The organism is Oceanobacillus limi (assembly GCF_900111445.1).
Lineage (GTDB): Bacteria > Bacillota > Bacilli > Bacillales > Amphibacillaceae > Ornithinibacillus > Ornithinibacillus limi.
The window spans coordinates 184741-209294 of sequence record NZ_FOHE01000002.1; the positions used below are offsets into that span (position 1 = coordinate 184741).

The following is a 24554-nucleotide window of genomic DNA, read 5'->3' on the forward strand; positions in this document are numbered from 1 at the left end:
ATATAAGAATTCTATCTTCATTTTTCACGTTTTTGCTTTAAAAATCAAGTGGGGTGTTTTGTTTTATATAAATAATTTGGGTGTAGAGTCTCCATTACCGCTTCTTTTCTTTTTCTTAATGGTATCTTCACTAGACTTTTGACTTGGAGAATAACTCGAACTTTCTAACATGCTTTCCAATTCATCCTTCGAACTCTCCGTGAGTGAACTCTCTAGGCTTAAGCTTTCTAATGTTGAACTTTCTGCTTCACTTCCATCTTCATCTGTACTTTCATAATCCTTTAGAGCTTTCATCATTTTAAACATCGCAGGTAAATTCTTTACCATTGGTCCATATTGTTGAACAACTGGTGCTGTCTGTTCTACCATTTTTAATACCTGTTGAACATTATTGAGCGTGTTAGATAATCCTCCAACACTATTGGCAGCCGTTCCTGTAACAGAAGAATTGGGTTGTAAAAAACGTTGAATAATTCCTTGCAAACCACCCTGTGGCATTTGATTCATTTGATTCATTGTGTGGTGTGGAAACATAAAATTTCCTGGTCCCATACCACCTTGGAAGTTTGTTGGTCTCTGTGGTGGAAAAACCATATTTATTCCCCTCCCCCATTAAAATTTAGCACACTATATTATTCATTAATCTTCAACTATTATTATATGTTTCCTTCTTATTGTACGAAGAACGAAGTAAATGGGTGTAGGCGAAAATAACGGTATGCAAATTATTTATAAACAATTAGGAAATATGATCAAAAGCCAGCACATATTTCCCGGGCAACCGCAAGAAACAACATTTTTTATGATAATAAGTACAAAAGGAGTCGAAAAAGTTCGAAAAATATAAAAAATATTATTTTATCCTCCACTTTTTACAGTTGATTAAAGAACGAATGTTCGTGTATAATAATATGGGAGGTGTTCCAATGGTCAATGATAGAGGTTCAATTAAATGGACATCCTTAATGCTCCCAGAGCATGTAGAGCTGTTAAGGGGAATACATGAAAGCAATAAAAAAGTAACTAAACCTATTTTAGATGAACAGGAAATAGAACATATAAATCAACAATTAATTCATGCTGATGAACAAGGAAGTACTATTGAAGTGTCCGTATATGAAGATGGGATTATACAAAAATATTCAGGATCGGTTCAAATCAATAAAATGGAAAAAACAATCAAATTAAATCGTCATACCTTTTCATTTGAAAATATTCTTTCTGTGGAATAAAAAGCAGCCCTCACATGATAAGGATTTAGCTAAAAAGAAAATACGATCACAAAACAGCTAATTAGCAATATGAAGTAGTAAGCAGAAACGCTCAGAAAAAATCTGAGCGTTTTAAACATCATATGTAAATCCTCTTGTTCAGCGAAATATCTTACAGAGAAACAATATGTTTTATCTATATTTCCATTTTACGTAACCTTTTAGGATTGTGAATTTGTATCCACTTTTCAGACTCATTTATCATCCAATTTCCGAACTCCTCTAAAAAGTCAATTATATTATTTGGGTTTCCTACAGGGTTAATCGCATATTTAAGTGCGAGTTTCATGTTAGATTCTTTCTCTGGATAGTATTTAGAAAATACTTTGTATGCCGGGAATAAATCTCTTGTATATCGATGCTCTTTCTCTATTACAAGTGCTAGCCCTGCCCTAACTATGATTTTCATAATCCAACCACAACAATCTAAAATATCTTCAATATCCTCATTACCAACAAGGTCCTCTTTTGCCTGGTTAACTTGATTTTTCAAATTGATAAGATGTTCATTACCGAGTGTTTTATCTGCTTTAAAATGAGGTAAATAATCCTTTATATCTTCCCCAAATACACAAACACTATGTGTCTTTATCATAAATGGAATTATTGAAAACGTAGTAGTATTCAATATCTCTTGAATGTGATAGAAACTAAATTCCACTCCATTAATACAATTGTATTTTTTGTTCAATTCATATTCAATCTTGTCCACCCACATCATATCTGTAACAATTGTATTGTTGTTCGTAATTGCGATTGTATCTAAATCTGAAACACTTTTTATACCTAGTCCACGAGGGATTGAACCCCTAATATATATACTATGTAAATTTTCTTTTAAATGAATTTGGTAATTTTCTATTACCTCTTCGATCACCTTGCAAAATTCAGAGTTTATATTACTTAACTTTGAATTATTTATTATATAACCTTTAGCATCTGTTTGACAAAAACTCCCTATATTCTTTATTTGCGTCAACGAATCTCCCCTTTGCTTGCATAAATTTCTTTACTATCATATTTTCAAATTAAAGTACTTCCAAAATCGGGATGGTATCATCAAACTAAATGTTCAACTATAATCGACTTGTTAAGCTATTGTAGCCGTTCATTTAAGTAAATTGAATTACAATATAAAAATTAAAAGACCCTACTAAATATATTTGGATAATCAACAACTAACCCATTGGAATCGACACTAATTATTGTCTCATAATCATAACAACGATATTTGAAATATCTTAATTCACCTTCTTTACGAATGTAATGATAGGATTGGGGTACCTTTTTTATTTCTAAAGATGGAACTGATATATAGACCATATGAAAGTATTTTATTTGATTAATTCTCCAATTAATTCTATTAATTGGTAAAGAGTTGGAAAAAGGAGTAGCTGAAATATCTATGTCAATGGCACCATTAAGACTTCCAATTATTTCTCCATCACTATTAAACCAGTTTCCTTCTCGATCAGTATGTAATTCTAATCTATCAATATTATCAACATTAATACTTAGCTTCTTAGTTAGCCAGTGTTTATCTAATTCAACGTTGTAATCCAAATTATGAGCATTATCCGTTTTTTCATCTACGTATATTACTGTACTTTGAACAACGAGATTTTCGGTGGTCCTCTTTAAGGTAAGGTACTCGCAACCAAATAGTTCATCGTTATTCCAAACTACTTTTTTACCCATGTACATCCCCCCAATAATTTCTTGGTGCTTTTATACCCTTCGCATGAACTCCTATGTGATTCTTCACATCACATATTAACATAAATCCCTTCAAACTTCTGAGTCATTATTATTTTCTGCAATATAGATAGGTTTTTACATATAGAGCATCGACCGTTGTACATAAATTGAACAGTTAATAACCATTATGATATTAAAACAATTAATATATCAACAAAAACAGGGATGCTAACCACATCATGGATAGCATCCCTGTTTCAAAATATACTATTAATTCATTGAATAGCCCTTCTAATCCTTCTCAACTTGTTGATACACATCCCATAAATCATCAAACACAGTGATGGCATTCATAAAAGGACTATATAACTCCAAGTAATTACTGACTTCATCATAGGAGGTTGCATGTTTAGGAAAATTGTGATCCTGAAACATCCAGTCTGCTAGCTTACTTTGATCATCTGGTGTTTTCTTTCCGCGATAGGACATCATAAAATGATAAAAAGATCTCAAATGCTTCTCCTCCTTATTAAACCGTATCCTGATTCATAAATTCTTCATGCTTCGCAAGTTTTTTGCGATAAACAACACCGGAAAAATAAATACTCACTTCATACAAAATAATTAAAGGAATGGCAATAAGTATTGGAAGTATCAAATCCGGTGGTGTTACCATTGTTCCAATAATGATTAACACAAAGTAGGCATATTTTCGTGTTTTTCGCATAAATTCTGGTGTTAAAATACCCAAACTAGTTAAGAACATGGAAATAATCGGAATTTCGAATAATATTGCAAACGGGAGTGTTACACGCAGCACAAATTTAAAATACTTCTCCGTTGTAAACATTTCATTAAACATACCTTCACTTAAACTTAACAAGAAAGGTAATATTAAATGAATAAACATGATGTAGCCAAATACTAATCCTGCAATAAATAAAAGGAATATTGCTGGAATATATGGTAAAGAAGCTTTACGCTCACTAGGAGTCAATGCCGGTTTAATAAACGCCCAAACTTGGTAAGCTAGCATTGGGAGAGTACCAACTAGAGCAACCAAACCAGCTATAGTGAAATACAACCAAACTGCTTCACCTGGGCTTAAGATACTTAATTCAAACTCTAAATTCGCTGTAAAGAATTGATAAATTTCCTCAACATAGATAAATCCAACCACAAAAAACGAAACGAAAAAAATCATTGTGACAATTAATCTATTTCTTAATTCGGAAAGATGCCCTGTAAGATTCATTTCCTTATCATTTACTTCCTTGCCTTTACGTACCATTACTCACACTCCTACTAATAAACAAAAGCTACATACAATACTTTTCTTAATCAAACTGATATTACCGGTCTTTTGAACAATATCTAAAGGCGATAAACATAAAAGAAGATGCAAGGTTTTATCCCTTACACCTTTCATGTTAAATCTAACATTATAAACAACTACTTAGAACATTATTTCCTAGTGGATGTGTGATCATCTTGTCTAGACTTTGATGAATCTCCATCTACAATATCTTTGGTAGCATTTTTAAATTCTTTTAAGGAAGAACCAAATGCCTTTCCTATTTCTGGTAGTTTTGATGGTCCAAAAATAACCAAAGCAACAATAAGTATTAAAATTAACCCTGGGACACCAATGCTACTAAACATATACGTTCACTCCCAAAGACTTATTTATTTTCTTTACCTTGAACAATATCTTTTGCATCTTTAATTTCATCGGAGACATCATCTGTTAGATCTTTTGTAGAATTTTTAAATTCCTTTAATGTTTGCCCTGCAGCCTTTCCGATTTCTGGAAGTTTTTTCGGGCCAAAAATAACAAGTGCAATAATTAGTATTAATATTAAACCTGGAAAACCGATACTAGAAAACATAGAAACACCTTCTTTATATAATTAACTTCATTATAATGCAAATGGCATGATCCATCTATGTAATATAAAAAAATACATATAATGTTCATATTTTTGCTATTCCTTGTTTCATTCTAACATGTTCATCCTATCTTTCACAACAACCCAGAAAGGAACTTTGCTTTCTCATAATCAGCGGGCTTATTCATATTGAAGAAATGATTTTCCAATTGGCTTGAAGGTATCGTAGTAAACTCCTCCATAAATTTTACATTTATATGATTAAATAATTTCCTTATACTCAACTGATCACGATTTAACAAGTGTTGAATATGTGGTAGTACATCCCTCTTAAACACACCCGAAACCGGATGAATCCGTCCTTGATATACTGGGATAATTGCATCATGACTACCTATATTATTAATTAGATAGCGATAAACTTTTGAATCAACGAATGGCATGTCACAAGCAGCAATTACGTAATAGTCTGCTTTTATATAATATAACGCTGCTTCCATTCCCGCCAATGGGCCTTTATTGTTAAATCGATCATTTATAATTGGGACAGAAAGAAAATCATAATCCTTATTATTATTCGCGCTAACTACAATCTCGTCACTACATCGTTCCAGTTGTTTAATAATAGACTCAATCACCGTCTTACCGTTTAATTTCAATAACGATTTATTGGTCCCCATTCGAGAAGAATTCCCACCTGATAGAACCACACTGCAAACCTTCATATCAATCCCCCATATACATTTTAGTTTCGATCATATTGTAAAAAGTAATAGTCATATGGGTTATTTTCGTTTCTCTCCCCTTTTACTTTCGAGGTTAGCTCCCAATCCGATAAGGAGAAAGTTGGGAAGTATGTATCCCCGGAAAAATCATAATCAATCCAAGTGATATACATTCTATCAGCATATGGTAATAGTTGCTCAAATAGTACTGCGCCACCAATAACGAAATACTCCTCATTTGGATTTTGATTATTCCATTCAACAATCGTTTCGATATCACGAATAACTTCAACAGATTCTGGAAAAGAAATTTGGTTACGTGATAAGACGACATTCCTTCGTTTAGGAAGTGCTCTACCAATTGAATCAAACGTCTTTCTTCCCATAATAATCGTATTCCCAACTGTTAGTTCTTTAAAAAATTTTAAATCATTGGGTAAGCGCCATGGTAGATCATTATTTACTCCAATAACTTGATTACGGTCCATTGCTACTAATAGTGAAATCAACTGAATCCCTCCTCTACCCTAGATTAATATTTTATACTGCAATTGGAGCTTTAATTGTTGGATGTGGATTGTAGCCAATGATTTCAAAGTCACTTAATTCCAAATCAAAAATCGATTCTTTTTCCTTGTTAATTTGTAACTTAGGCATTGTACGTATGTCCCGACCTAACTGAGTCTTTACTTGTTCGATATGGTTGGAATAAATATGCGCATCACCGAATGTATGAACAAATTCACCAACCTCAAGGTCACATTCATGTGCGATTATATGCGTTAACAATGCATAACTAGCAATATTAAAAGGTACACCTAAGAATACATCTGCACTACGTTGGTATAATTGACATGAAAGTTTTCCTTCCGCTACATAAAATTGAAATAAAGTATGACACGGAGGTAGAGCCATGGTTGGAATATCTTCTGGATTCCAAGCGGAAACGATGTGTCTTCTAGAATCCGGTTTTGTTTGAATGGAGTGAATGACGTCTTTTAATTGATCAATTGTTTCATTTCGAGACGTTCGCCAGTCACGCCACTGTTTCCCATACACAGATCCTAAGTCTCCAAATTTAGTTGCAAAGGCATCATCTTCTAGAATTTTTTTCTTAAATATCTCCATTTGATGATCGTATTGCTTTTTAAAATGTTCATCCGTTTGACTGCGGTTACCGAAGTCATTCATATCTGGACCATGATATTCTGCACTTTCTATCCACTTCTTAAAAGCCCATTCATTCCAAATATTATTATTATTTTGCAGTAAGTAACGAATATTTGTATCACCTTTTATAAACCACAATAGCTCACTTGCTACTAAGCGGAAAGGGACTTTCTTCGTGGTCAGTAACGGAAATCCTTGCTGCAAATCAAATCGCATTTGATGTCCAAAAACCGAATAAGTTCCAGTATTTGTACGGTCTTCTTTTTTCGTTCCCGTATTTAAAATATGCGTACATAAGTCTAGATAAGCTTGTTCACCAGTGTTCATCTATTTATCCCCCATAATGAATATCTTTTATTCATCTTATTGTAACATAAACGTAATTCATAAAAATAATTTTTTAGCCATAAATCTAGTTAAGAAGATTCAATAAAGAAAGGGGATAAAAGCATGCTAAACGGTACTGTGGAACGAATTGCCAAGCATACGTTTCTTTATAGCTATGTCATTAGTCAGCCGTTCGCAGTTTATGTAGATGCGTATCCAGTCCTTCAAAACAAGATATTGCTTGAAGCAGAAGAAATAAAATTTGGAGACCATGGTGAAAGCGTTAAAGTCCTTCAGCAAAAATTAAATAAATTATCCTATTATGATGATGAAATTGATGGTGATTTAGGTCTATTAACGGAACATGCCTTAAAAAAGTTTCAAAATGATCACAATATCGAAATCACTGGCCAAGGTGATCAAGAAACAATCTATGCGTTGATTCAAGTTGAACTAAAAGAACATTTAAAGAAACTGGACCATTTATCAGAGTCGATCTACCCTGGTTTGCATAGTGAAGATGTAAAAATTGTTCAGGAGTCTTTACAGTTTTTTGGGTATTACGAAGGAAAAATTGATGGCATATATGGGCCACTCACTAAAAAAGCACTGGAAAAAGCCGAGGAAGAACATGATATGGATTTAGTTAATGAAGTAACGGCCGAAAGCCTATCAACTCTGTATGAAACAGAACAACAAGAAGTAGAAGAAGAGATAAACAATTCCTCTTCTAAAAAGGAAAGTGAAAATGTTCAAAAAGTTGAAGTTAAAGGATCTAATCACAAGAATGTCATTCAGTTAGCACAATCATTGATTGGCACTCCGTATGTTTGGGGAGGTACATCACGTAATGGATTTGATTGCAGTGGGTTTTTACAGTATATATTTAAAGAACAAAATATAGAAATTCCAAGAACCGTTAATGACATTTGGAATTTTGGCTCACATGTTGACGCTCCATCAGTAGGTGATCTCGTATTTTTTGAAACATATAAACCAGGTCCTTCCCATGCGGGTATTTATATTGGTAATGGAAAATTTATTCACGCTGGTACATCGAATGGCGTAACAACAGATGAACTAAACAGTTCATATTGGCAACAGCGATACCTAGGTGCAAAGCGAGTTCATTAGGAATCATATATTTATTTATGTTATGCAGCTTTGCTATTTGTTGTGAATAAACATATTTATAGTTCACATACTAACCTTACACGATTATGTAGGGTGGTGTTAAAAATGGCTGGTTTATTAGTTAAATTACTTGTATGTCCGATAGGTATTATTATTGCTTCATGGATATTTCCTAACGTTAATTATGCTTATTGGTATCAACCAATTGTATTAGGTGTGATACTTGCCTTCATTGGTTATTTTATGGAAATACTGATCCTCCGTGAAGATACCAATTGGTTAAGTATCTTTATGGACTTTATAGCATCAACTGTTATTGTTTACTTTGGTACCATGTTATTTGTTAATGCAGAAATCACGATTTTAGGGGCTGTATTAACAGGTGCTTTATTAGCAGTAACTGAAATATTTCAGCATAATTGGTTAATAAATAGTGGTAGAGCCAAAAAAGAAACAGTTTATGAATAAGATAAATCCTTAAATAAAAACTTTTATTTCTATCCATTAATGAAGAAAAGCAGTATGCAGGAATTACCCAGCATACTGCTTTTTTACCATTCCATCTTAAATTGATTTAAATATTTTTTCATGAACAAGTGTCGTTGTTCTGCAATATTTTTCGCAGTAGTCGTATGCATTAAATCACATAACTTCAATAATTTATCATAAAAATGTTGAATCGAAGTAGCACTCCGTTCTGTCTCATCATCATGATAAATTAATTGTCCATTGGCTCCACCGTAAGCAAATGTCCTTGCAATACCAATTGCACCAATGGCATCTATCCGATCGGCATCTTGTACTATTTTTCCTTCTATTGTTTGAGGAATTTTCCCTTTGCTATAGGACACATCTTCAATAGCTCTGTTTATCATCTTAACTTGCTCTTTCGTTAAACTTACCTCAAGTAAAAATTGATTCATGTCATCTAACGCTTTCTCTCTATTTAAGAATAACTTCTTATCCCCTACGTCATGTAGCCAGGCAGCAGCTTCACTTATAAATTCATCGGCCTCTTCTTTTTCTGCTATTTCTCTCGCCAATCGAGCGACACGTTTCATATGAAAGTAATCATGTCCTGTAGCATCATTCGAAAAAAGTTCATGAACATAGATTTTGATCTTTTCTAATTGCTCTTGTTGTGTCATTTAGAATAAACCTACTGCTTTCCCATCATCGCTTACATCCATATTTAAAGCAGCAGGTTTCTTCGGAAGTCCAGGCATTGTCATAACATCACCTGTTAAAACAACTAGAAATCCTGCACCAACAGATGGACGTATTTCCCGAATGGAAATAGAAAAGCCTTTTGGTCTACCTACTAAAGATGGATCATCCGATAAAGAATATTGGGTTTTCGCCATACAAACAGGCATATTCGACCAACCTTGTTCATCGTAAAGTGTTATTTGTTTTTTGGCTTTTGCAGATAATTCAATATCATCTGCTCCATACACTTTTTGCGCAATCTTACGAATTTTATTTTCTATTGAATCATCTAATTCATACAAGCGCTGAAAATTATGATCCGTTGATTGGGTTTTTTGAATAACTTTTTCTGCTAATTCAATCCCACCATTACCGCCATTTGCCCAAACCTCTGTTAAAGCAACTTCGATTCCTCGGGATTCACACCATGACTGAATCAAACGTGTTTCCGCATCCGTGTCAGTAGGAAATTTATTTATCGCTACTACATAAGGAAGCCCAAACGTTTCAATGGTTTCGATATGTTTAGCTAGATTTTCCATTCCCACTTCTAATGCTTCCACATTTTCTTCAGTTAGATTATCTTTTGCTACTCCACCGTGCATCTTTAGCGCTCGAACAGTAGCTACAATGACAACAGCATCTGGTTCAAAATTACCAGCTCGTGTTTTAATGTCTAGGAATTTCTCAGCTCCTAAATCCGCTCCAAATCCTGCTTCTGTTACCACATAGTCACCCAATTTAGCAGCAGTTTTTGTAGCAATCAAACTATTACAACCATGCGCAATATTAGCAAATGGCCCTCCATGTATAATTGCAGGAGTATTTTCCGTTGTTTGAACTAAGTTCGGCTTTATTGCATCTTTCAGTAATAAAGTTAAAGCGCCTTCTACTTTCAAGTCTTTAACTGTCACTGGCTCTTCCTCATATGTATAGCCTACTACAATGTTGGAAATTCTTTCTTTCAAATCGTTTAAATTATTTGCTAAACAAAGAATAGCCATTATTTCTGATGCTACCGTAATGTTAAAGCCATCTTCTCTAGGTACTCCTCGTAATGGACCACCTAGTCCAACTACAACTTGTCGTAGTGCACGATCATTCATATCCATGACACGCTTCCATTCAATTCTTCGTGGATCTATGTTTAGTTCATTCCCTCGATGGATATGATTATCAATCATTGCAGCTAAAGCATTATTTGCACTTGTAATGGCATGTAAATCACCAGTAAAATGCAAATTAATATCCTCCATCGGGAGAACTTGAGAATATCCACCTCCAGCTGCTCCACCTTTGATACCCATTACTGGACCAAGGGAAGGCTCTCTTAAGGCAATAACTGCTTTTTTTCCTGTTTTGTTTAACGCTTGCCCAAGACCTACGGTTACCGTTGATTTTCCTTCGCCAGCTGGGGTTGGATTAATGGAAGTTACTAATACAATTTTACCATCTGGCTTATCCGATAACTTTTCAACAATTTGATCAGAAAGTTTCGCTTTTGTGTGACCGTATGGCTCCCAATCATTCTCCGACAAGCCCAGACTTTGAGCAATGTCCTTAATTGGTTTTAATGTCGCCCTTTGTGCGATTTCGATATCTGTCAGCAATGTGAATCCTCCTTTTTACCACTAAGATAATATAAGTTTAACGCATTATGTATATTTTGAACATATCTACACATACTTTTATTAAACGCTTTCTTATGAAAGCAAGTGCTTCATTTTATTGTACAATTTTTAACTAATAATTCAGTTTAGTTAAATAATAATTTCTTGACTGTGACAATAAAATAAGCTATATTAAACACAAGCAATGAAGATTTGGGTCATGAAAGAACGGCAACTTCTATAGAAGTGGATGATTTTTGATCCAACCTTCTATGGAAAGTTGCCTTTTTTATTTCGTTAAATCTGATTTGTATTAACACGTTTTACGTGAAAGTTTTTAGGAGGAATTAGTTAGATGGAAAACGGAGTAGTAAAATGGTTCAATGCAGAAAAGGGTTATGGTTTTATTCAAGTTGAAGATGGTAACGATGTATTCGTGCATTATTCAGCAATCCAAGGTGAAGGATTCAAAACCCTTGAAGAAGGACAGGAAGTAAGCTTCGAAATTGTTGAAGGTGAACGTGGTCCACAAGCAGCTAACGTTGAAAAGAAATAAAATACAATAAAAATAAAGAAGCATATAAAAGCGGTAATCTTTTGGATTACCGCTTTTTTTGATGAACAAGTTTGCACTTTCATTTAAGGTTTAGATAAAGTAGCCTTTGCCAGCGCCTTCTCCTCACTAGGTATTCTTATCTTTAGTAACAGTATGTGTAGTAGAGGAAATGTAACTGCTGATAAATAAGCACCAAACAGCATAGGAATAATGAACAATTCAACAGCAACAATTACATAGTTCGGATGTTTAACATATTTATATGGTCCCTTTTTTATTAAAGCCACTCTTGGTAGTACGATGATTTTCGTATTCCAAAACCTTCCCAACGTATGGATACACCAAATTCTTCCTAGTTGAGCCAACACAAAAATAAAAAAGAACAAATAATTTAATTGATGGTACGATCGATCTTGAATCAATACCTCTATCAATATCGATAGGAAGAATAAAATATGTAGGTAGATAAACCATTTGTAGTGGGCTTCCCCTTTTTCAATTCCCCCCCTTGCTTTCATCCATCTTTCGTTCCGCTTCGCAATAACTAATTCAACAAGTCGTTGACAAATAATGAAAAATATTAAAATCCACATCCACGTCGTCATTATCATCAATTCCAATCTAACATTAATAATTCAGAACTAAATCCTGGTCCTAATGCTGAAATAATACTTTTTTCATTCCTTGGAACATATCCCTTCATCCATTTATCTAAAACATAAATTACGGTAGGTGAGGACATGTTTCCATGATTAGCTAATACTTCGTTGGAGTATTTTAGTTTTTCTTCTGGTATAGCGAACGATTCTTCCATTGCATCAAGCACTTTTTTCCCTCCTGGATGTGCAATAAAGGAATGGAGTTGTTCAGGCGTTTTATTTGTTCGTTTCAAAAATGAAGTTACATGATCCTTCCAAATCGTTCTTACTTGTGCAGGAATGCTTTTGGAAAAAACCACTTCAAATCCTAAATTTGTAATCTTCCATCCCATGATTGACATACTATCCTTTTGCGTATAGGAGCTTGTCTTCACTATCGTAGGTATTGTCGTTCGGGTTTTATGAATATATGGAGACTTTTCACCAGCTAACAAAAGAGCGCCTACCCCATCTCCAAATAACGCTGTTCCCACTAAATTACTTTTTTTCCTATCATCTTTTTGAAAGGTTAGACTACATAATTCACAACATACTACAAGAACTGTCTTATCAGGATGCGAGCTTAGCCAATCATAAGCTCTAGACAAACCAATTGCTCCGCCAGCACACCCTAACCCCCATAAAGGCATCCGAGAGATATCTGGCCGAAAAGAACGCTCGTTCATTAAATGCACGTCAATAGATGGCGTTGCAATCCCTGTACTAGAAACGAATACAATCATGTCTATTGCTTCATACGGAATTTCTTCATTTAAATAGTCTTTATTTTTCAAACAATTATCAATAGCTTCCAATGAGTAGGAAACTGCTAGCTTTTTATATAAATCGTTCTTTTCTTCAAAGCTATGACTTTTTGTAAACCACTCTTGATCAACCACAAACTGTCTTTGTTTAATATTTGCATTATCAAATACTGGGAGTAGTCGATTTATTTCCCTAGTTGAATAGGTAAATATATTTTCAACCAACCCCTTAATTTTATTCTGAGATAAATTGTATTTAGGTACTCCTAATCCAATGGAACAAATCGAAGCCATTTCCTCACCCTAACTAATATTTATTGCTTATTTTCTCCTCCATTTTCAAAAATTATTACGATTTTCGTCACAATGTATTCACATACTTATTCAACAAAAAGGTTAGAAAAACCAATCGAATCAATCATATTAAGGGAATTGAACAATTTGTGAAACGTCTGGTAAACCAATAAATTCGGTTTCCAAATTGTGTATGATGAAAACATAACGGATTACCAAAAAAGGAGTTGAAACCATGAGTAATTTACACGAGAAGAAGCAAGAAACCAAAGTGAAAACAGAAAAAGAAAGTCCTAGTTTAAAAGGCACGTTTATATCGGTTATGTTGCTAGGATTATTTTTAGTATTAAGCTGGGTTGGAGCATTTATGTTGTTTATTTCAAGATAAAAACCTAATTAGTAAGGGGGAAATAAAATGCATTTACACAAATATGAAAAAATTTGGCTCGTATTTGGAATTGGGTCGTTAATTGTTTTTTTACTAATACTTGGTTATGGAGCCTTTTGGCAAGGTACACATCCACAAAGCCATGGAGCTACGATCGATCCAAATAACATTGAATCTCATGAAGCGTTTCAACCAGAGAACTTAGGTCTTACGAAAGTAGAAGAAGATAAATATATCGTTAATATTGTTGCTTCTGCATTCAATTATAACCTTGGCGTGCATGAAGAAGGTGCACCGGTAAGAAAGATCCGTATTCCTAAAGGATCAACTGTATTATTTCAAGTGACAACTCCAGATGTTGTACATGGATTCAATGTTGCAGGGACAAATGTAAATATGATGGTAGAGCCTGGCTATATTAGCAGTTTAGAAACCGTATTAGATAATCCAGGAGAATACACTATTGTATGTAATGAATACTGTGGTGTTGGTCACCACATGATGTACGCTACCGTGGAGGTGTATGAATAATGGCTATTAAAAAGTTAAACCTATCTAACCAAATCGAAAGTTTGCCAATTGGAAAACCGGAAGCTAGATTATATATGTCCTTTATGTATGTAGCTTTTATTTCATTATTTGTTGGTGGGCTAATGGGACTTTTACAGGTGTTTGTACGCTCTGGAAAATTTACATTACCTTGGGGAATTGATTATTATCAAGTATTAACCGTACATGGAGTAATTCTTGGATTAGTATTAACTACTTATTTTATCATTGGATTTCATTTTTCCTTAATGGGAAAAACAGTAGGTATATCACAGAAACAACGTAAGGTTGCTTGGTTAGCGTTTTGGATCATGGTTATCGGTACAATCATGACAGCCACGATGATTCTACTTGGAAAAGCAAGTGTATTGTATACCTTTTACGCACCGCTAAAGGCACACCCTATTTTTTATATTGGATTAGCACTCGTTGTAGTTGGTAGCTGGGTTGCTGGCTTTGTCAATTGGCGTCAAGTATATCTTTGGAAAAAAGATCATCCTGGTGAGAAAACTCCTTTATTAGCTTTTATGGTAACCATTAACACTTTATTATGGTTCATCGCATCTCTTGGTGTTGCTGCAACTGTACTAATTCAATTCATACCTTGGTCATTAGGCTATGCTGAGACAATTAATGTACTTGTAAGTAGAACACTGTTCTGGTATTTCGGACACCCATTAGTTTACTTTTGGTTATTACCTGCCTACATGGCCTGGTATGCTATTATCCCTAAAATAATTGGGGGAAAAATATTTAGTGACTCATTAGCTCGACTGTCTTTTGTATTATTCTTGTTCTTTTCCATTCCGGTTGGGTTCCACCATCAGTTAGTGGAACCTGGGATTGATGCAACGTGGAAATTCATTCAAGTAGCACTTACATTTATGGTTGCCATTCCAAGTTTAATGACTGCATTTTCTATGTTTGCTACATTCGAAATTACTGGCCGCAGAAAAGGATTTGGAGGTCTATTCGGTTGGTTCAAACACTTACCATGGAAAGATGTTCGCTTTCTAGCGCCTTTTGTAGGGATGCTTGCATTTATTCCCGGTGGTGCGGGTGGATTAATTAATGCTTCCCACCAAATGAATGCGGTCATTCATAACACCATATGGGTGACAGGTCATTTTCACTTAACAGTAGCAACAACTGTCATGCTAACATTTTTTGGTATAAGTTACTGGTTGATTCCACATCTAACCGGAAGAAAACTAACACCAAGTATAAACAAACTTGGTATCATCCAAACCATTGTATGGACTATTGGTATGTCTATTATGTCAGGTGCAATGCATATCCAAGGGTTATTAGGAGCACCAAGACGTTCCGCTTATTCCGAATATGCCGGTGGTGAGCAAGTAACGGAATGGATTGGATATCAACTGGCTCAAGCGATCGGTGGTACGATATTATTCATAGGTATCATTTTAATGGTATACATCTTTGTAAAATTAGCCTTCTTTGCCCCTAAAGGAGATGAGGAATTTCCGATTGCAAGCGAAGAAGAAAATGCAGAACCAACGCCTAAATTCTTTGAAAATTGGAAGCTATGGATCGGTATAACAATCGCATTAATATTATTTGCTTACACAATACCATTTGTAGATATCATTCAAAATTCACCACCGGGATCCGTTCCATTCGATTGGCCAATTGGTAATAATTAAGCAATTAATATAAAATTAATATCATAAAAAGCCATTCCTAACGGGTCGTTTTTTAATCACAAAATATAAAAAAGTAAATGAATTAGAGGTGCCAATTCGCATGTGAATTGGCACCTCTATTTTTATTGTTTTAAAAGGTTTTATTCGTACTCGGGTGGATTTAGCATCTCCATTGGTTAGACAATTTAAATACCTTGTTATTAGTTGTGCTAAATACTATGCTATTTTACCAGCCAATAGTGCTAGTAAAGGATGAGTATTTATTTGTGAGACCAATAAATCAACTTGGTGTACCAAGCTGCTTCTAAGTCATTATTGTTGGTATCATTTTTTATCGATTTTATTTAAAACTTCCTTCAAATCCTTATGTAATTCTTCTAACTTCTCATCTAATTGTTTTTGTCTCTTACTTATTGAAAACACCTCCATATTACCCGCAATCAAAAAGATAATAATAATAGGAATAATTATCCAAATATAATCCAATGTCAACACCTCAAAATTAAATAATTCAAAAATCCTGTAAACAGATATCTGCTTCATTTGGTTCTTCATAAAAAGTCAATTTCATTTTATTGTGAGATAAAAATCTCCTGTCGCATTCCTTACTCCTTCATCGATTTCAATCATAATTTGCAATTGAAACCTGCTAATGTTTATGCCTTAAACCCCAATTTCTTACTCAACTATCCTGCAACGTTCGCATAAAAATCAACTGTTCTAATTGAATAATCGCACTCGTTATTGTAATAAAGGAATTTTATATTATTCCTTACCACACGAATAACACCGTTTATCACTATCTTTATCTCCGTACATACGTAGTTCTTTTTTAATTCCACAAACACCACATAAATCAAAGTCAATTTGTGGAAGAATACCTGTTTCTGCTAAAGGTACCCATTGTTTTTCATATAAACTTTTACTCATACCGTAATCTATAAAAGTTAGTTTGCCTTGTTCGTTCAATCCGTAATTACTACTGTCCTTCAAATCAAAGCAATCAAATTCCTTATCTAATAAATCTAAAACTTCTTCATACATACCTGGGATGAGGTTTTTATCCTTCTCCATTTCTATCTCAAATGATTGATTATCCCTCATTTCTAAGGGGTTATAGTATTTTTGAATAGAGATAAATTCATCTACGTAATAGGTCTGAGCAAACAACCCATTTAGTTCCCTTTCCAACATCTTGTTGTAGATGTTTAACTCATTTTTGGATTGTTCATAACCAACAGAATGTAAATGTACTTTCACTGCATAGTCAAAAACTTTAAATACTTTTCTTGTTGAGCCAATCCCTATAAAATTTTCTTCGCTACAATACTCATCCCATTTTCTAATTATATCTAGAAGCGTTTTCCCCTCCACAATTCCTCTTCCCCTCTTTTGATTAATCTGATCCATCAGTTATGAAGAAACTACTATTTATTCAACAATCGAACCCGCTAACACCACCAAAACTGAGAATTTATTAGTTGCTTTTTGGGTTATACCTTATTAATAATTGCATTAGCTGCAAGGCATCGGAGGGTATGCCGTTTTATAAAGCCATCCAACCAGAATACCTTATTGGAATTATTGTTACAATAAACTGAATTAAATGATAAGTAGCTCACCAACCTAACAGCTGGTGTATTACGCTCTGTAATTCTAACGATGTTATAAGTTCAAATAAAATTGCTAGAAATAACGACATCAAAGGTTCCTCAGTATTGCGTAAACACGTCCCTACGAATGACCACCTGGAAATTAAATTCAAAGAAGGTTAACGCATAGATGACATATTACTCCTGCGTGTTTTAATTTACGTTTATATTTAGAAACAACTAATGAAAAAGGAACCTGAATAAAGCTTTCAAGTTCCTTCTAATTATTAAAACTTATAAATACCCGAATATTTCTCTGTTAAATAGTCTACCAAGTAATCGGGATTTAACTGTTCTTTTGTAACATCTTCAATAATTTCTAACGGACGTTTCATTTTTCCATATTGGTGTATATTCTCCGTCAACCAATTTCTAATCGAATCATAGTTTCCAGATTGGATAATTTGGTTTATATTCATTTCTTTATCCATTACACCCTTGAATTGAGCTGCATACATATATCCCAAGGCATAAGATGGGAAATATCCAAAATCGCCACCTGCCCAGTGAATATCCTGTAGCACACCTTCTCTATCACTAGGTGGTTCAATACCTAAATACTCCACCATTTTCTCATTCCATAAATGAGGGAGATCCTTTACTTGTATTTCATCATTAATTAATGCTTTCTCCAGTTCATAACGTATCATGATATGAAGCGGATACGTTAATTCATCTGCTTCAATCCGTATGAAAGAAGGTTTCACTTCGTTCACGGCTTTATAAAAGGTATCCACATCAACAGACTCAAAATGTTCTGGTGCATATTTTTTGAACAATTCATAATGAGATTGCCAAAAAGTTTCATTTCTTCCTAAGAAATTTTCCCAAAATAAAGATTGGGACTCGTGGATTCCCATAGATGTACCGGTTGCTAATGGGGTATTCGTTAACTTCTTATCAATGTTCTGCTCGTATAATGCATGCCCACCCTCATGGATGGTTCCAAAAACTGCCATACGGAAATCTTCTTCATCATATCTAGTTGTAATACGTACATCATTTGGATTGAGTGATATAGCAAATGGATGGATCGTGTCATCTAATCGACCTGCTTCAAAGTCATAACCCATTCGCTTTAAAATTTCTACACTAAAAGCTTCTTGTTGGGATTTTGGAAAAGATGCTTTTAACGCAGAAGGATCTGGCTCTACATTGCTGCTATTTATCTTATCAAGTAAATCAGTTAAAGACTTTCTTAGTTTTGGAAAGACGTCATCTAATGTTTTTGTTGTTACTCCTGGTTCATAGTTATGTAATAATGCATCATAAATATTTTCTTTATAACCCCAGTAGTTCGCAAATTTCTTATTATAATCCACTAACTTCTCTAAATAAGGCTGGAATAATGAAAAATCGGCCTTTTCCCTCGCTTCTTGCCAAATAGATTCCGATTTGGATTGAAGCATCACATATTCTTTGAATTCATCATTTGGAATTTTACGGCTCCGTTCATACGTTTCTAAACTTTCTTCTATCGTCCGTTTCATTACATCATCAGTTACGGTATCCTTTAGTTCATCTAATAATTCCTTTAATTTATCTGAAGTCTCTAGTTGGTGTAATTTTTCTGCAAGAAACCCTACAACCTCTGAACGCTGTTCTACTCCTTTTTTAGGAATTTTTGTACGCATATCCCAGTGTGTTAACGCGATTGCTTCCTTATATGCGCTCTGCTCCTTAAGGAGATCCCATAATTGGTTTTCTTTTGTATTACTCAATTCTACTCCTCCTCTACCTTTTCTCCAAAGTACTGATAATAATCTGTTTTGATAAATCCATTAAACAATTTTCGTTTCTTTGTTGCTTTCTTCCCATAGAGTTTTTCAAACTCTTCAAATGCAGTCAAAATATATACACTCCACGAAGGGTTATCTTGCATTATTTCCCCCAAATCTTGATACATTTGCATAACTTCTTTCTTATCCCCGATCCTTTGTCCATAAGGAGGATTTGAAACAACGTATCCATTATTTGATCTAGGAGAAAGATCTTTTACTTGCATCTGCTTCCAAGTAATTAACTCTCCTAATCCGGCCTCTTTACTGTTCTCTGTGGCAATACTAATCATTTTATGATCAATATCAGATCCAATGATATCGAGAGCTTGATCATAATTTGCATGATCTTCTGCTTCTTGAAAAGCATCATCCCATAGCTTTTGTCTGATCAATCCCCACTCTTCGGAATTAAATTCGCGATTAAATCCAGGAGCAATATTTTGCCCAATTAGAGCTGCTTCAATAGCAATTGTACCCGAACCGCAGAATGGATCGATTAGCGTATAGGTCGGCTTCCAATTAGTAAGTAATAGCAATGCAGCCGCTAGTGTTTCTTTTAATGGTGCATCTCCTTGTCCAACACGGTATCCTCGTTTATGTAAGCCTGCTCCAGATGTATCTAACGTTAGTTGAACAACATCCTTTAACAAGGATACTTCCACTTTATATAAAGCGCCAGTTTCTGGCATCTTTGAAACAACACCATATTTTAATTTTAATCGCTCCACGATCGCTTTTTTTACAATTGCTTGACAATCAGGAACACTATATAAGGTGGACTTTACGGATTTACCTGAAACAGGAAATTTCCCATCTTCTTCCATATAATGTTCCCACGGTAATGATTTTGTACCTTCAAAAAGTTCATCAAAAGTAGTTGCTTTAAACTCTCCAATTAGTATCTTCACTCTGTCTGCCGTACGTAGCCATAAATTACAACGTGGGATGGCTGATAAAGGTGCATCAAAGATTACTTTTCCATTATCTACTTTCACTTCATATCCTAGGTTTCTGACTTCATCTGCAACTACTGCTTCCAACCCCATTGCAGCTGTTGCAATTAATGTGATTTTTTGTGCCATAACATAATCCTTTCTTAACATGATGGTACTATTAGTAGTTTACCATATAGACGTAAAAAAAACCTTTCCACTACCTAAAAAGCTAGTGAAAAGGTTTTACCTATTTTACGTATGGACCATTGAATACTCGATAAGCCATGTTCTGTACCTTAGTACTACAAACGGTGGTCAACCTTGTACCATTGGTTGTAATCATCTATCTACAAGTTATACTTGTCCTTTGTTCGGTTGAATTCCCTACTAAAAGATGCCCCTACCATTATTTGGGTTGCTCACTCGTGGGGTTTACCTCGTTCCACCCAAAGTGTTTCCACTTCGGCTACGTCACTGTGGCACTTTCAAGGATCTTATTCCATATCCAGAAGGACTTAGGAACTTCCCCTGCCGTTAACCATAAAGGTTACCTTGACTTATGATTTCGTCAAGCACGAACACTACAAACATCTCAGTTTGTGTGAGCATGGACTTTCCTCTGCTCGCATTAAAACAAGCAGCGATTACATGAGTATTCAATCACTGTCTAAGTATTATATTATCATATGACGTCAAAAAAGTCATTGGTAAAATAAGTAAGATTAAGATTCGGCATTTGCATACTTGTTACCAAATACAGCTTTTTCTAAATTCGATAACCGTTTTAAAATATCGTAGTTTACTTGATGGTTGGAATTAGAAGATCTCGTTCTTGTTTGATCGGTATGTTTCTTAAGACGCTCATTCTCTTGTTTTAAACTTTCTATCTCTTGCTGTAGAGCCTCATAATCTTGAATAATGACATCTAAAAATTCATCTACTTCTTCTTGGTTATAGCCTCTCATCGCCGTTTTAAAATCTTTTTCTAAAATATCCTTACCTGTTAATTGAATACGGTTCGGGTTCATAATTATTTCACCTCATATTTGATATATTAAATCTACACGTGTTGTCCATTTTTTATGCATAGTGATATTATTATACTTTATGTACATTATCTGCTAATTATTATACCAAAAAAATGAGAAGCTGAAAATCAGCTTCTCATTCTTATAAAATTTAATTATTGCAAATCAGTTGGTTGAAAAGAGAATGGCAATAATTCTTCCATTTTTATTGATTTTACATCTTTTGTAAGATTCGTTAAATGAATGATCATATCGCTACGGAAAAATTCACTCATTACTTGTCTACATGAACCACAGGGTGGTACCGGTCTCTCTGTATCTGCAATCACTGCCATTTCAACAAATTCTTTTTCCCCGTCTGCAATGGCTTTAAAGATTGCTACACGTTCTGCACAACATGTAACTGGATATGCTGCATTCTCTATATTACAACCGGTATACACTTTACCGGACTTCGTAAGTAATGCTGCTCCAACTGGGAATTTTGAGTATGGAACATATGCCTTATCGCGTATTTTTTTTGCTTCATCTATTAATGTATTCGTAGACATCCCCATGTCCCCTTTCCTATTGTGGAATGTCATTATATACAAAAACGGTTAACTTGTAAAGCGATTACATGCACCAAATTTTATTAGGAAATCTCATGTAGAAGTTGATCAAAAATATAATGAACAGATTTATTTAATTCCATATATCGTTTTCTTCGTACATCAACATAATAGCTATGCATTAATAATAATTCCATATTTTCTCTGGTCGAAGTAATCTGATGTGGATGTACATTGATTTTTTTCTCTTTTACAATCGCTAACGCTTGTTCCTCCCAAATCCCTAACGAATCATATATAGGTGTCGTATTTTCCTTTACTTTTGAAAAAAATACTTTATCACTTCTATTTTCTGGTGGTTCATTCTTCTCATAAATTCTCTTTAAACGATCTAATTCATCTTTCAGTTTTTGTGTGCGATTGGCTAAATTCATTTCGTAAACCTGCCTTTTTCATTATTCCCTCTAACTGTATCATTTTCCGATGAATAAGGCACAGATTTTAATTTCATGATAAGTGATTCAGCTTGAATTTCATATTGAGAGGAAAGTATTGTTAACTTCTTTATACTTAAATTCGATTGAAGGTTTCTTTAGAAACATTTATTTTATGCTGGCATTTACTAAATTCGGTTTCAATTTTATGATCCACTTTTAAGGAGAGTTTTTGCTCAATAATCCTAATTTGATTATTCAAGTATAGTAATGAAGTTTCAAATTCTTTTTTTGGAATACCGTTACTATCATTTATCGTTTTGGCTAATCCCATATCCTCACTCCTTTTTTACTGGTGATATATAGTAATTCGATATTCTTTATTCCTTCCCTTCTTGTTCGACAAAACTAGAATCATTCAAACAAAACAAGTGATTATGCTCATTATTTCTCTAAAATAAGACAAACTAATCGTAAAGGAGGAGGTTTAAATCATGAAGAATAAGGAATTGCAGAAAAATAAAATGAAAGAAGAATTAAATGGAAAGTCCCTAAAGAAAGGAAATAAAAAGCTGAATGGCCCTAATCGTCCATCAACTTAATAGTAAGTGAAAAAGGATTTGCGTCACTGCAAATCCTTTTTTTATAATTTAATAAACCATTTCATATGATAATACGCTGCAAGTAAGCTTCGTTTTTTATAAAATCGACTACTTATGTCCTTTGGCTTACAGGATATAGGGGTCTGCCATGCTTTTGAAATACCCCCAGAATTTAACCAGTCTTTTCGAATAATATCTTGATGTGTGATCACTGGATAGACCTTTCTTAAATAAGGGTTGCCGGAAGAAGGCTGCATTAAATATCGCTCATAATCATTCCTAGAACCTGTATGATCGACTGCTAACGCAAACGACATATATTTCGGATAAACGCCTGATGAATAGAGAATAGATGCAATTTGTTTACCTAAACGAATTCGATTGGAGGTTCTTGTAAAGTCCTTCACAAAATGTCCAAAAATTTTATTAGATTTAGTTGGTATTAATACAGCGTTCATTGATAATAGGTTTTGTAATAAATAAGGTGGACTTCGAAATACACGTTTCTTAAAGAATGATTGCTCGATAACCGGTTTTTGAATCACATTTTGCTCATTAATTATTAAAGCAATCATTAGACGTTGGCAATCTTTGGTTTTCCAAAAATGAAACCACTCGTTAATCATAAACGTAGACACATTATAATGTTTTAGCAAATGAAATAGTGGATGTTGAAGCTTAACAGATAGTTTGTAAAGTAAAAGCTGAGGATAAGCATCCGAAAATATTAACCAATTTGCTCTTTCATATGTCATAAATAGACGTTCTCTATCTTTTGGTTCAAGCAATTCCCTGTATGTAGGTATGAGTAAATCTGTCATGTTCCATCCTGCGTTTCGTGAGACGAGGCTTGCAACCAAAGCCCATTTAATCTCTGGGAACTGTAAGTAAAATCTTTGATAGGCAATTGTACGTGAAATGTTGTCTAGATTATGCTTCTTTGTCATTTTTGTTATATAATATATGTAGTCCTGTTTACTCCATTCGAGAGCCATTATATATACCTACTTTCAGATGCTTAATACGAGCTTTACGGTGTAGGTGTTATGGTATATTAACTGCACGTATTAGGAGGACAAAGCATGAATTATCCAAACGGAAAGAAGAGAAAGGTGAAGCAAGTCACCTCACAAACAAATAATCAAGGATATAGTAATCGTGGAATGTCATTAGAAGCAGACATTAATGTAACGAACACGTATTATCTTGAAACGGACAAAGCAGTAATTCATAAGAAACCAACACCGGTCCAAATTGTCAATGTAAAATATCCAAAACGAAGTGCCGCAGTAATTACAGAAGCTTATTTTAAACAAGCTTCAACTACGGACTATAATGGCATTTATCGAAATCATTACATTGACTTTGAAGCGAAGGAAACGAAAAATAAAACGTTATTTCCATTATCAAATATCCATGAACACCAAATAAAACATATGCAATCGATTATTAAACATGGTGGCATAAGTTTTTTTATCATTCGTTTTTCTTCTTATAATGAAACCTATTTATTTCCAGGAGAAAACTTATTTCCCTACTGGTATGAAATGCTAGAAGATGGTAGAAAATCTATACCATACGAAAAAATCACACAAGATGGGAAGTTAATCCCATTTCAGTATCAAGTAAGAGTCGACTATTTATCAATAGTAGATACGCTCTACTTTTAGAATGGAGGTAGT

At 34.1% G+C, this 24554-nt stretch carries 31 protein-coding genes and 1 other RNA gene; 8 read left to right on the plus strand and 24 right to left on the minus strand.

Translation table 11 applies throughout. The features are described from left to right. Positions 1 to 63: 63 nt before the first annotated feature. A complete protein-coding gene (gene vrrA, locus BMX40_RS03240) occupies positions 64 to 594 on the minus strand; it encodes a VrrA/YqfQ family protein (RefSeq protein WP_090866792.1) in 531 nt (176 codons plus the stop codon). A 332-nt stretch (positions 595 to 926) separates the two neighbouring features. Here vrrA and BMX40_RS03245 point away from each other — a divergent pair, with 332 nt between their 5' ends. Continuing rightward, the gene (locus BMX40_RS03245) at positions 927 to 1232 is read left to right on the plus strand and encodes a YolD-like family protein (RefSeq protein WP_090866794.1); all 306 of its coding nucleotides are present in this window, start codon (positions 927 to 929) and stop codon (positions 1230 to 1232) included. 175 nt (positions 1233 to 1407) lie between these two features. Here the strand turns inward: BMX40_RS03245 and BMX40_RS03250 are convergent, their stop codons facing one another. The 9 genes from BMX40_RS03250 to BMX40_RS03290 all read right to left on the minus strand — a co-directional run bounded on the left by BMX40_RS03250 (position 1408) and on the right by BMX40_RS03290 (position 7080). Then, entirely contained in the window at positions 1408 to 2250 is an 843-nt protein-coding gene (locus BMX40_RS03250; protein ID WP_090866796.1) for a nucleotidyltransferase, read from the minus strand. 161 nt (positions 2251 to 2411) lie between these two features. Beyond that, complete coding sequence (locus BMX40_RS03255; RefSeq protein ID WP_170840648.1) at positions 2412 to 2969, minus strand: putative glycolipid-binding domain-containing protein; 558 nt, start codon at positions 2967 to 2969, stop codon at positions 2412 to 2414. Between the two features lie 291 nt (positions 2970 to 3260). Then, a complete protein-coding gene (locus BMX40_RS03260; protein ID WP_090866800.1) occupies positions 3261 to 3482 on the minus strand; it encodes a YozE family protein in 222 nt (73 codons plus the stop codon). A 16-nt stretch (positions 3483 to 3498) separates the two neighbouring features. Beyond that, positions 3499 to 4260, minus strand: a complete 762-nt coding sequence (gene tatC / locus BMX40_RS03265) for a twin-arginine translocase subunit TatC (protein ID WP_090866802.1) — start codon at positions 4258 to 4260, stop codon at positions 3499 to 3501. Between the two features lie 173 nt (positions 4261 to 4433). Then, on the minus strand, positions 4434 to 4631 hold the full coding sequence (locus tag BMX40_RS03270; protein ID WP_090866804.1) for a twin-arginine translocase TatA/TatE family subunit: 198 nt from the start codon (positions 4629 to 4631) through the stop codon (positions 4434 to 4436). A gap of 20 nt (positions 4632 to 4651) precedes the next feature. Then, positions 4652 to 4858, minus strand: a complete 207-nt coding sequence (locus tag BMX40_RS03275; protein ID WP_090866806.1) for a twin-arginine translocase TatA/TatE family subunit — start codon at positions 4856 to 4858, stop codon at positions 4652 to 4654. 134 nt (positions 4859 to 4992) lie between these two features. Beyond that, positions 4993 to 5583: a molybdenum cofactor guanylyltransferase gene (gene mobA / locus BMX40_RS03280; RefSeq protein ID WP_090866808.1), complete on the minus strand. Its 591-nt coding sequence runs from the start codon at positions 5581 to 5583 to the stop codon at positions 4993 to 4995. A gap of 20 nt (positions 5584 to 5603) precedes the next feature. Next, on the minus strand, positions 5604 to 6092 hold the full coding sequence (locus BMX40_RS03285; RefSeq protein ID WP_090866809.1) for a dihydrofolate reductase: 489 nt from the start codon (positions 6090 to 6092) through the stop codon (positions 5604 to 5606). A gap of 31 nt (positions 6093 to 6123) precedes the next feature. After that, the gene (locus BMX40_RS03290) at positions 6124 to 7080 is read right to left on the minus strand and encodes a thymidylate synthase (protein WP_090866811.1); all 957 of its coding nucleotides are present in this window, start codon (positions 7078 to 7080) and stop codon (positions 6124 to 6126) included. 123 nt (positions 7081 to 7203) lie between these two features. On the opposite strand from BMX40_RS03290, the gene BMX40_RS03295 reads away from it, so the two are divergent. Then, positions 7204 to 8214 (plus strand): C40 family peptidase, encoded by a 1011-nt coding sequence (locus BMX40_RS03295; protein ID WP_090866813.1) that lies wholly within the window; start codon positions 7204 to 7206, stop codon positions 8212 to 8214. A gap of 105 nt (positions 8215 to 8319) precedes the next feature. Beyond that, positions 8320 to 8682, plus strand: coding sequence for a DUF2512 family protein (locus BMX40_RS03300; RefSeq protein WP_090866816.1), 363 nt, complete (start codon positions 8320 to 8322; stop codon positions 8680 to 8682). 83 nt (positions 8683 to 8765) lie between these two features. Here the strand turns inward: BMX40_RS03300 and BMX40_RS03305 are convergent, their stop codons facing one another. Both BMX40_RS03305 and BMX40_RS03310 read right to left on the minus strand, forming a co-directional pair. Continuing rightward, positions 8766 to 9362, minus strand: coding sequence for an HD domain-containing protein (locus tag BMX40_RS03305; RefSeq protein WP_090866818.1), 597 nt, complete (start codon positions 9360 to 9362; stop codon positions 8766 to 8768). Continuing rightward, positions 9363 to 11033 (minus strand): formate--tetrahydrofolate ligase, encoded by a 1671-nt coding sequence (locus BMX40_RS03310; protein ID WP_090866820.1) that lies wholly within the window; start codon positions 11031 to 11033, stop codon positions 9363 to 9365. A gap of 355 nt (positions 11034 to 11388) precedes the next feature. Here BMX40_RS03310 and BMX40_RS03315 point away from each other — a divergent pair, with 355 nt between their 5' ends. After that, entirely contained in the window at positions 11389 to 11589 is a 201-nt protein-coding gene (locus BMX40_RS03315; RefSeq protein ID WP_090866822.1) for a cold-shock protein, read from the plus strand. An 83-nt stretch (positions 11590 to 11672) separates the two neighbouring features. Here BMX40_RS03315 and BMX40_RS03320 read toward each other — a convergent pair whose 3' ends face one another. Further along, positions 11673 to 12182, minus strand: coding sequence for an isoprenylcysteine carboxyl methyltransferase family protein (locus tag BMX40_RS03320; RefSeq protein WP_342028664.1), 510 nt, complete (start codon positions 12180 to 12182; stop codon positions 11673 to 11675). A gap of 17 nt (positions 12183 to 12199) precedes the next feature. Beyond that, entirely contained in the window at positions 12200 to 13285 is a 1086-nt protein-coding gene (locus BMX40_RS03325; protein ID WP_090866827.1) for a type III polyketide synthase, read from the minus strand. Positions 13286 to 13520: 235 nt separating this feature from the next. On the opposite strand from BMX40_RS03325, the gene BMX40_RS03330 reads away from it, so the two are divergent. From BMX40_RS03330 to BMX40_RS03340, 3 genes are read left to right on the plus strand one after another with little or no spacing between them, the layout of a single operon-like run. After that, positions 13521 to 13673 carry a cytochrome c oxidase subunit 2A gene (locus BMX40_RS03330; RefSeq protein WP_090866829.1) on the plus strand — a complete coding sequence of 51 codons (153 nt, stop codon included), beginning with the start codon at positions 13521 to 13523 and terminating at the stop codon, positions 13671 to 13673. Positions 13674 to 13700: 27 nt separating this feature from the next. After that, positions 13701 to 14204, plus strand: a complete 504-nt coding sequence (locus BMX40_RS03335; RefSeq protein ID WP_090866831.1) for a cytochrome c oxidase subunit II — start codon at positions 13701 to 13703, stop codon at positions 14202 to 14204. Continuing rightward, entirely contained in the window at positions 14204 to 15889 is a 1686-nt protein-coding gene (locus BMX40_RS03340) for a b(o/a)3-type cytochrome-c oxidase subunit 1 (RefSeq protein ID WP_090866833.1), read from the plus strand. Before BMX40_RS03335 ends, BMX40_RS03340 begins: the two co-directional genes overlap by 1 nt. Positions 15890 to 16213: 324 nt before the next feature. Here the strand turns inward: BMX40_RS03340 and BMX40_RS03345 are convergent, their stop codons facing one another. The 10 genes from BMX40_RS03345 to BMX40_RS03390 form a co-directional block, all read right to left on the minus strand. Then, positions 16214 to 16444 (minus strand): hypothetical protein, encoded by a 231-nt coding sequence (locus tag BMX40_RS03345; RefSeq protein WP_090866835.1) that lies wholly within the window; start codon positions 16442 to 16444, stop codon positions 16214 to 16216. A gap of 210 nt (positions 16445 to 16654) precedes the next feature. After that, positions 16655 to 17299 (minus strand): protein kinase, encoded by a 645-nt coding sequence (locus BMX40_RS03350; RefSeq protein ID WP_170840649.1) that lies wholly within the window; start codon positions 17297 to 17299, stop codon positions 16655 to 16657. 469 nt (positions 17300 to 17768) lie between these two features. Continuing rightward, the gene (locus BMX40_RS03355; protein ID WP_090866840.1) at positions 17769 to 19262 is read right to left on the minus strand and encodes a carboxypeptidase M32; all 1494 of its coding nucleotides are present in this window, start codon (positions 19260 to 19262) and stop codon (positions 17769 to 17771) included. 2 nt (positions 19263 to 19264) lie between these two features. After that, the gene (locus BMX40_RS03360; RefSeq protein WP_090866842.1) at positions 19265 to 20404 is read right to left on the minus strand and encodes a THUMP domain-containing class I SAM-dependent RNA methyltransferase; all 1140 of its coding nucleotides are present in this window, start codon (positions 20402 to 20404) and stop codon (positions 19265 to 19267) included. Between the two features lie 126 nt (positions 20405 to 20530). After that, an RNA gene (gene rnpB, locus BMX40_RS03365) (RNase P RNA component class B) lies at positions 20531 to 20913 on the minus strand. A gap of 66 nt (positions 20914 to 20979) precedes the next feature. Next, the gene (gene gpsB, locus BMX40_RS03370) at positions 20980 to 21285 is read right to left on the minus strand and encodes a cell division regulator GpsB (RefSeq protein ID WP_090866844.1); all 306 of its coding nucleotides are present in this window, start codon (positions 21283 to 21285) and stop codon (positions 20980 to 20982) included. Positions 21286 to 21440: 155 nt separating this feature from the next. Continuing rightward, on the minus strand, positions 21441 to 21836 hold the full coding sequence (locus tag BMX40_RS03375; RefSeq protein WP_090866845.1) for a cytidine deaminase: 396 nt from the start codon (positions 21834 to 21836) through the stop codon (positions 21441 to 21443). Positions 21837 to 21919: 83 nt separating this feature from the next. Beyond that, positions 21920 to 22270, minus strand: coding sequence for a DUF1798 family protein (locus tag BMX40_RS03380; protein WP_090866847.1), 351 nt, complete (start codon positions 22268 to 22270; stop codon positions 21920 to 21922). Positions 22271 to 22406: 136 nt separating this feature from the next. Continuing rightward, entirely contained in the window at positions 22407 to 22604 is a 198-nt protein-coding gene (locus tag BMX40_RS03385; protein ID WP_090866849.1) for a hypothetical protein, read from the minus strand. Between the two features lie 309 nt (positions 22605 to 22913). Further along, positions 22914 to 23819 carry a DUF2515 family protein gene (locus BMX40_RS03390; RefSeq protein ID WP_244513331.1) on the minus strand — a complete coding sequence of 302 codons (906 nt, stop codon included), beginning with the start codon at positions 23817 to 23819 and terminating at the stop codon, positions 22914 to 22916. Positions 23820 to 23954: 135 nt separating this feature from the next. Between BMX40_RS03390 and recU the strand changes: the two genes are divergently transcribed. Then, a complete protein-coding gene (gene recU / locus BMX40_RS03395; protein WP_090866853.1) occupies positions 23955 to 24542 on the plus strand; it encodes a Holliday junction resolvase RecU in 588 nt (195 codons plus the stop codon). The last annotated feature ends 12 nt before the right edge of the window (positions 24543 to 24554 follow it).

Coding starts and splice junctions, on each gene's coding strand:
- BMX40_RS03275 (WP_090866806.1), bottom strand. CDS start 4,858: ATGTTTTCTAGTATCGGTTTTCCAGGTTTAATATTAATACTAATTATT.
- BMX40_RS03385 (WP_090866849.1), bottom strand. CDS start 22,604: ATGGGATTAGCCAAAACGATAAATGATAGTAACGGTATTCCAAAAAAA.
- BMX40_RS03320 (WP_342028664.1), bottom strand. CDS start 12,182: ATGTGGATTTTAATATTTTTCATTATTTGTCAACGACTTGTTGAATTA.
- BMX40_RS03290 (WP_090866811.1), bottom strand. CDS start 7,080: ATGAACACTGGTGAACAAGCTTATCTAGACTTATGTACGCATATTTTA.
- BMX40_RS03350 (WP_170840649.1), bottom strand. CDS start 17,299: ATGGATCAGATTAATCAAAAGAGGGGAAGAGGAATTGTGGAGGGGAAA.
- BMX40_RS03270 (WP_090866804.1), bottom strand. CDS start 4,631: ATGTTTAGTAGCATTGGTGTCCCAGGGTTAATTTTAATACTTATTGTT.
- BMX40_RS03325 (WP_090866827.1), bottom strand. CDS start 13,285: ATGGCTTCGATTTGTTCCATTGGATTAGGAGTACCTAAATACAATTTA.
- BMX40_RS03345 (WP_090866835.1), bottom strand. CDS start 16,444: ATGAAGAACCAAATGAAGCAGATATCTGTTTACAGGATTTTTGAATTA.
- BMX40_RS03375 (WP_090866845.1), bottom strand. CDS start 21,836: ATGTCTACGAATACATTAATAGATGAAGCAAAAAAAATACGCGATAAG.
- BMX40_RS03300 (WP_090866816.1), top strand. CDS start 8,320: ATGGCTGGTTTATTAGTTAAATTACTTGTATGTCCGATAGGTATTATT.
- vrrA (WP_090866792.1), bottom strand. CDS start 594: ATGGTTTTTCCACCACAGAGACCAACAAACTTCCAAGGTGGTATGGGA.
- BMX40_RS03255 (WP_170840648.1), bottom strand. CDS start 2,969: ATGGGTAAAAAAGTAGTTTGGAATAACGATGAACTATTTGGTTGCGAG.
- BMX40_RS03360 (WP_090866842.1), bottom strand. CDS start 20,404: ATGGCACAAAAAATCACATTAATTGCAACAGCTGCAATGGGGTTGGAA.
- BMX40_RS03380 (WP_090866847.1), bottom strand. CDS start 22,270: ATGAATTTAGCCAATCGCACACAAAAACTGAAAGATGAATTAGATCGT.
- BMX40_RS03295 (WP_090866813.1), top strand. CDS start 7,204: ATGCTAAACGGTACTGTGGAACGAATTGCCAAGCATACGTTTCTTTAT.
- BMX40_RS03335 (WP_090866831.1), top strand. CDS start 13,701: ATGCATTTACACAAATATGAAAAAATTTGGCTCGTATTTGGAATTGGG.
- recU (WP_090866853.1), top strand. CDS start 23,955: ATGAATTATCCAAACGGAAAGAAGAGAAAGGTGAAGCAAGTCACCTCA.
- gpsB (WP_090866844.1), bottom strand. CDS start 21,285: ATGAACCCGAACCGTATTCAATTAACAGGTAAGGATATTTTAGAAAAA.
- BMX40_RS03245 (WP_090866794.1), top strand. CDS start 927: ATGGTCAATGATAGAGGTTCAATTAAATGGACATCCTTAATGCTCCCA.
- BMX40_RS03330 (WP_090866829.1), top strand. CDS start 13,521: ATGAGTAATTTACACGAGAAGAAGCAAGAAACCAAAGTGAAAACAGAA.
- BMX40_RS03315 (WP_090866822.1), top strand. CDS start 11,389: ATGGAAAACGGAGTAGTAAAATGGTTCAATGCAGAAAAGGGTTATGGT.
- BMX40_RS03340 (WP_090866833.1), top strand. CDS start 14,204: ATGGCTATTAAAAAGTTAAACCTATCTAACCAAATCGAAAGTTTGCCA.
- BMX40_RS03390 (WP_244513331.1), bottom strand. CDS start 23,819: ATGACAAAGAAGCATAATCTAGACAACATTTCACGTACAATTGCCTAT.
- tatC (WP_090866802.1), bottom strand. CDS start 4,260: ATGGTACGTAAAGGCAAGGAAGTAAATGATAAGGAAATGAATCTTACA.
- BMX40_RS03305 (WP_090866818.1), bottom strand. CDS start 9,362: ATGACACAACAAGAGCAATTAGAAAAGATCAAAATCTATGTTCATGAA.
- mobA (WP_090866808.1), bottom strand. CDS start 5,583: ATGAAGGTTTGCAGTGTGGTTCTATCAGGTGGGAATTCTTCTCGAATG.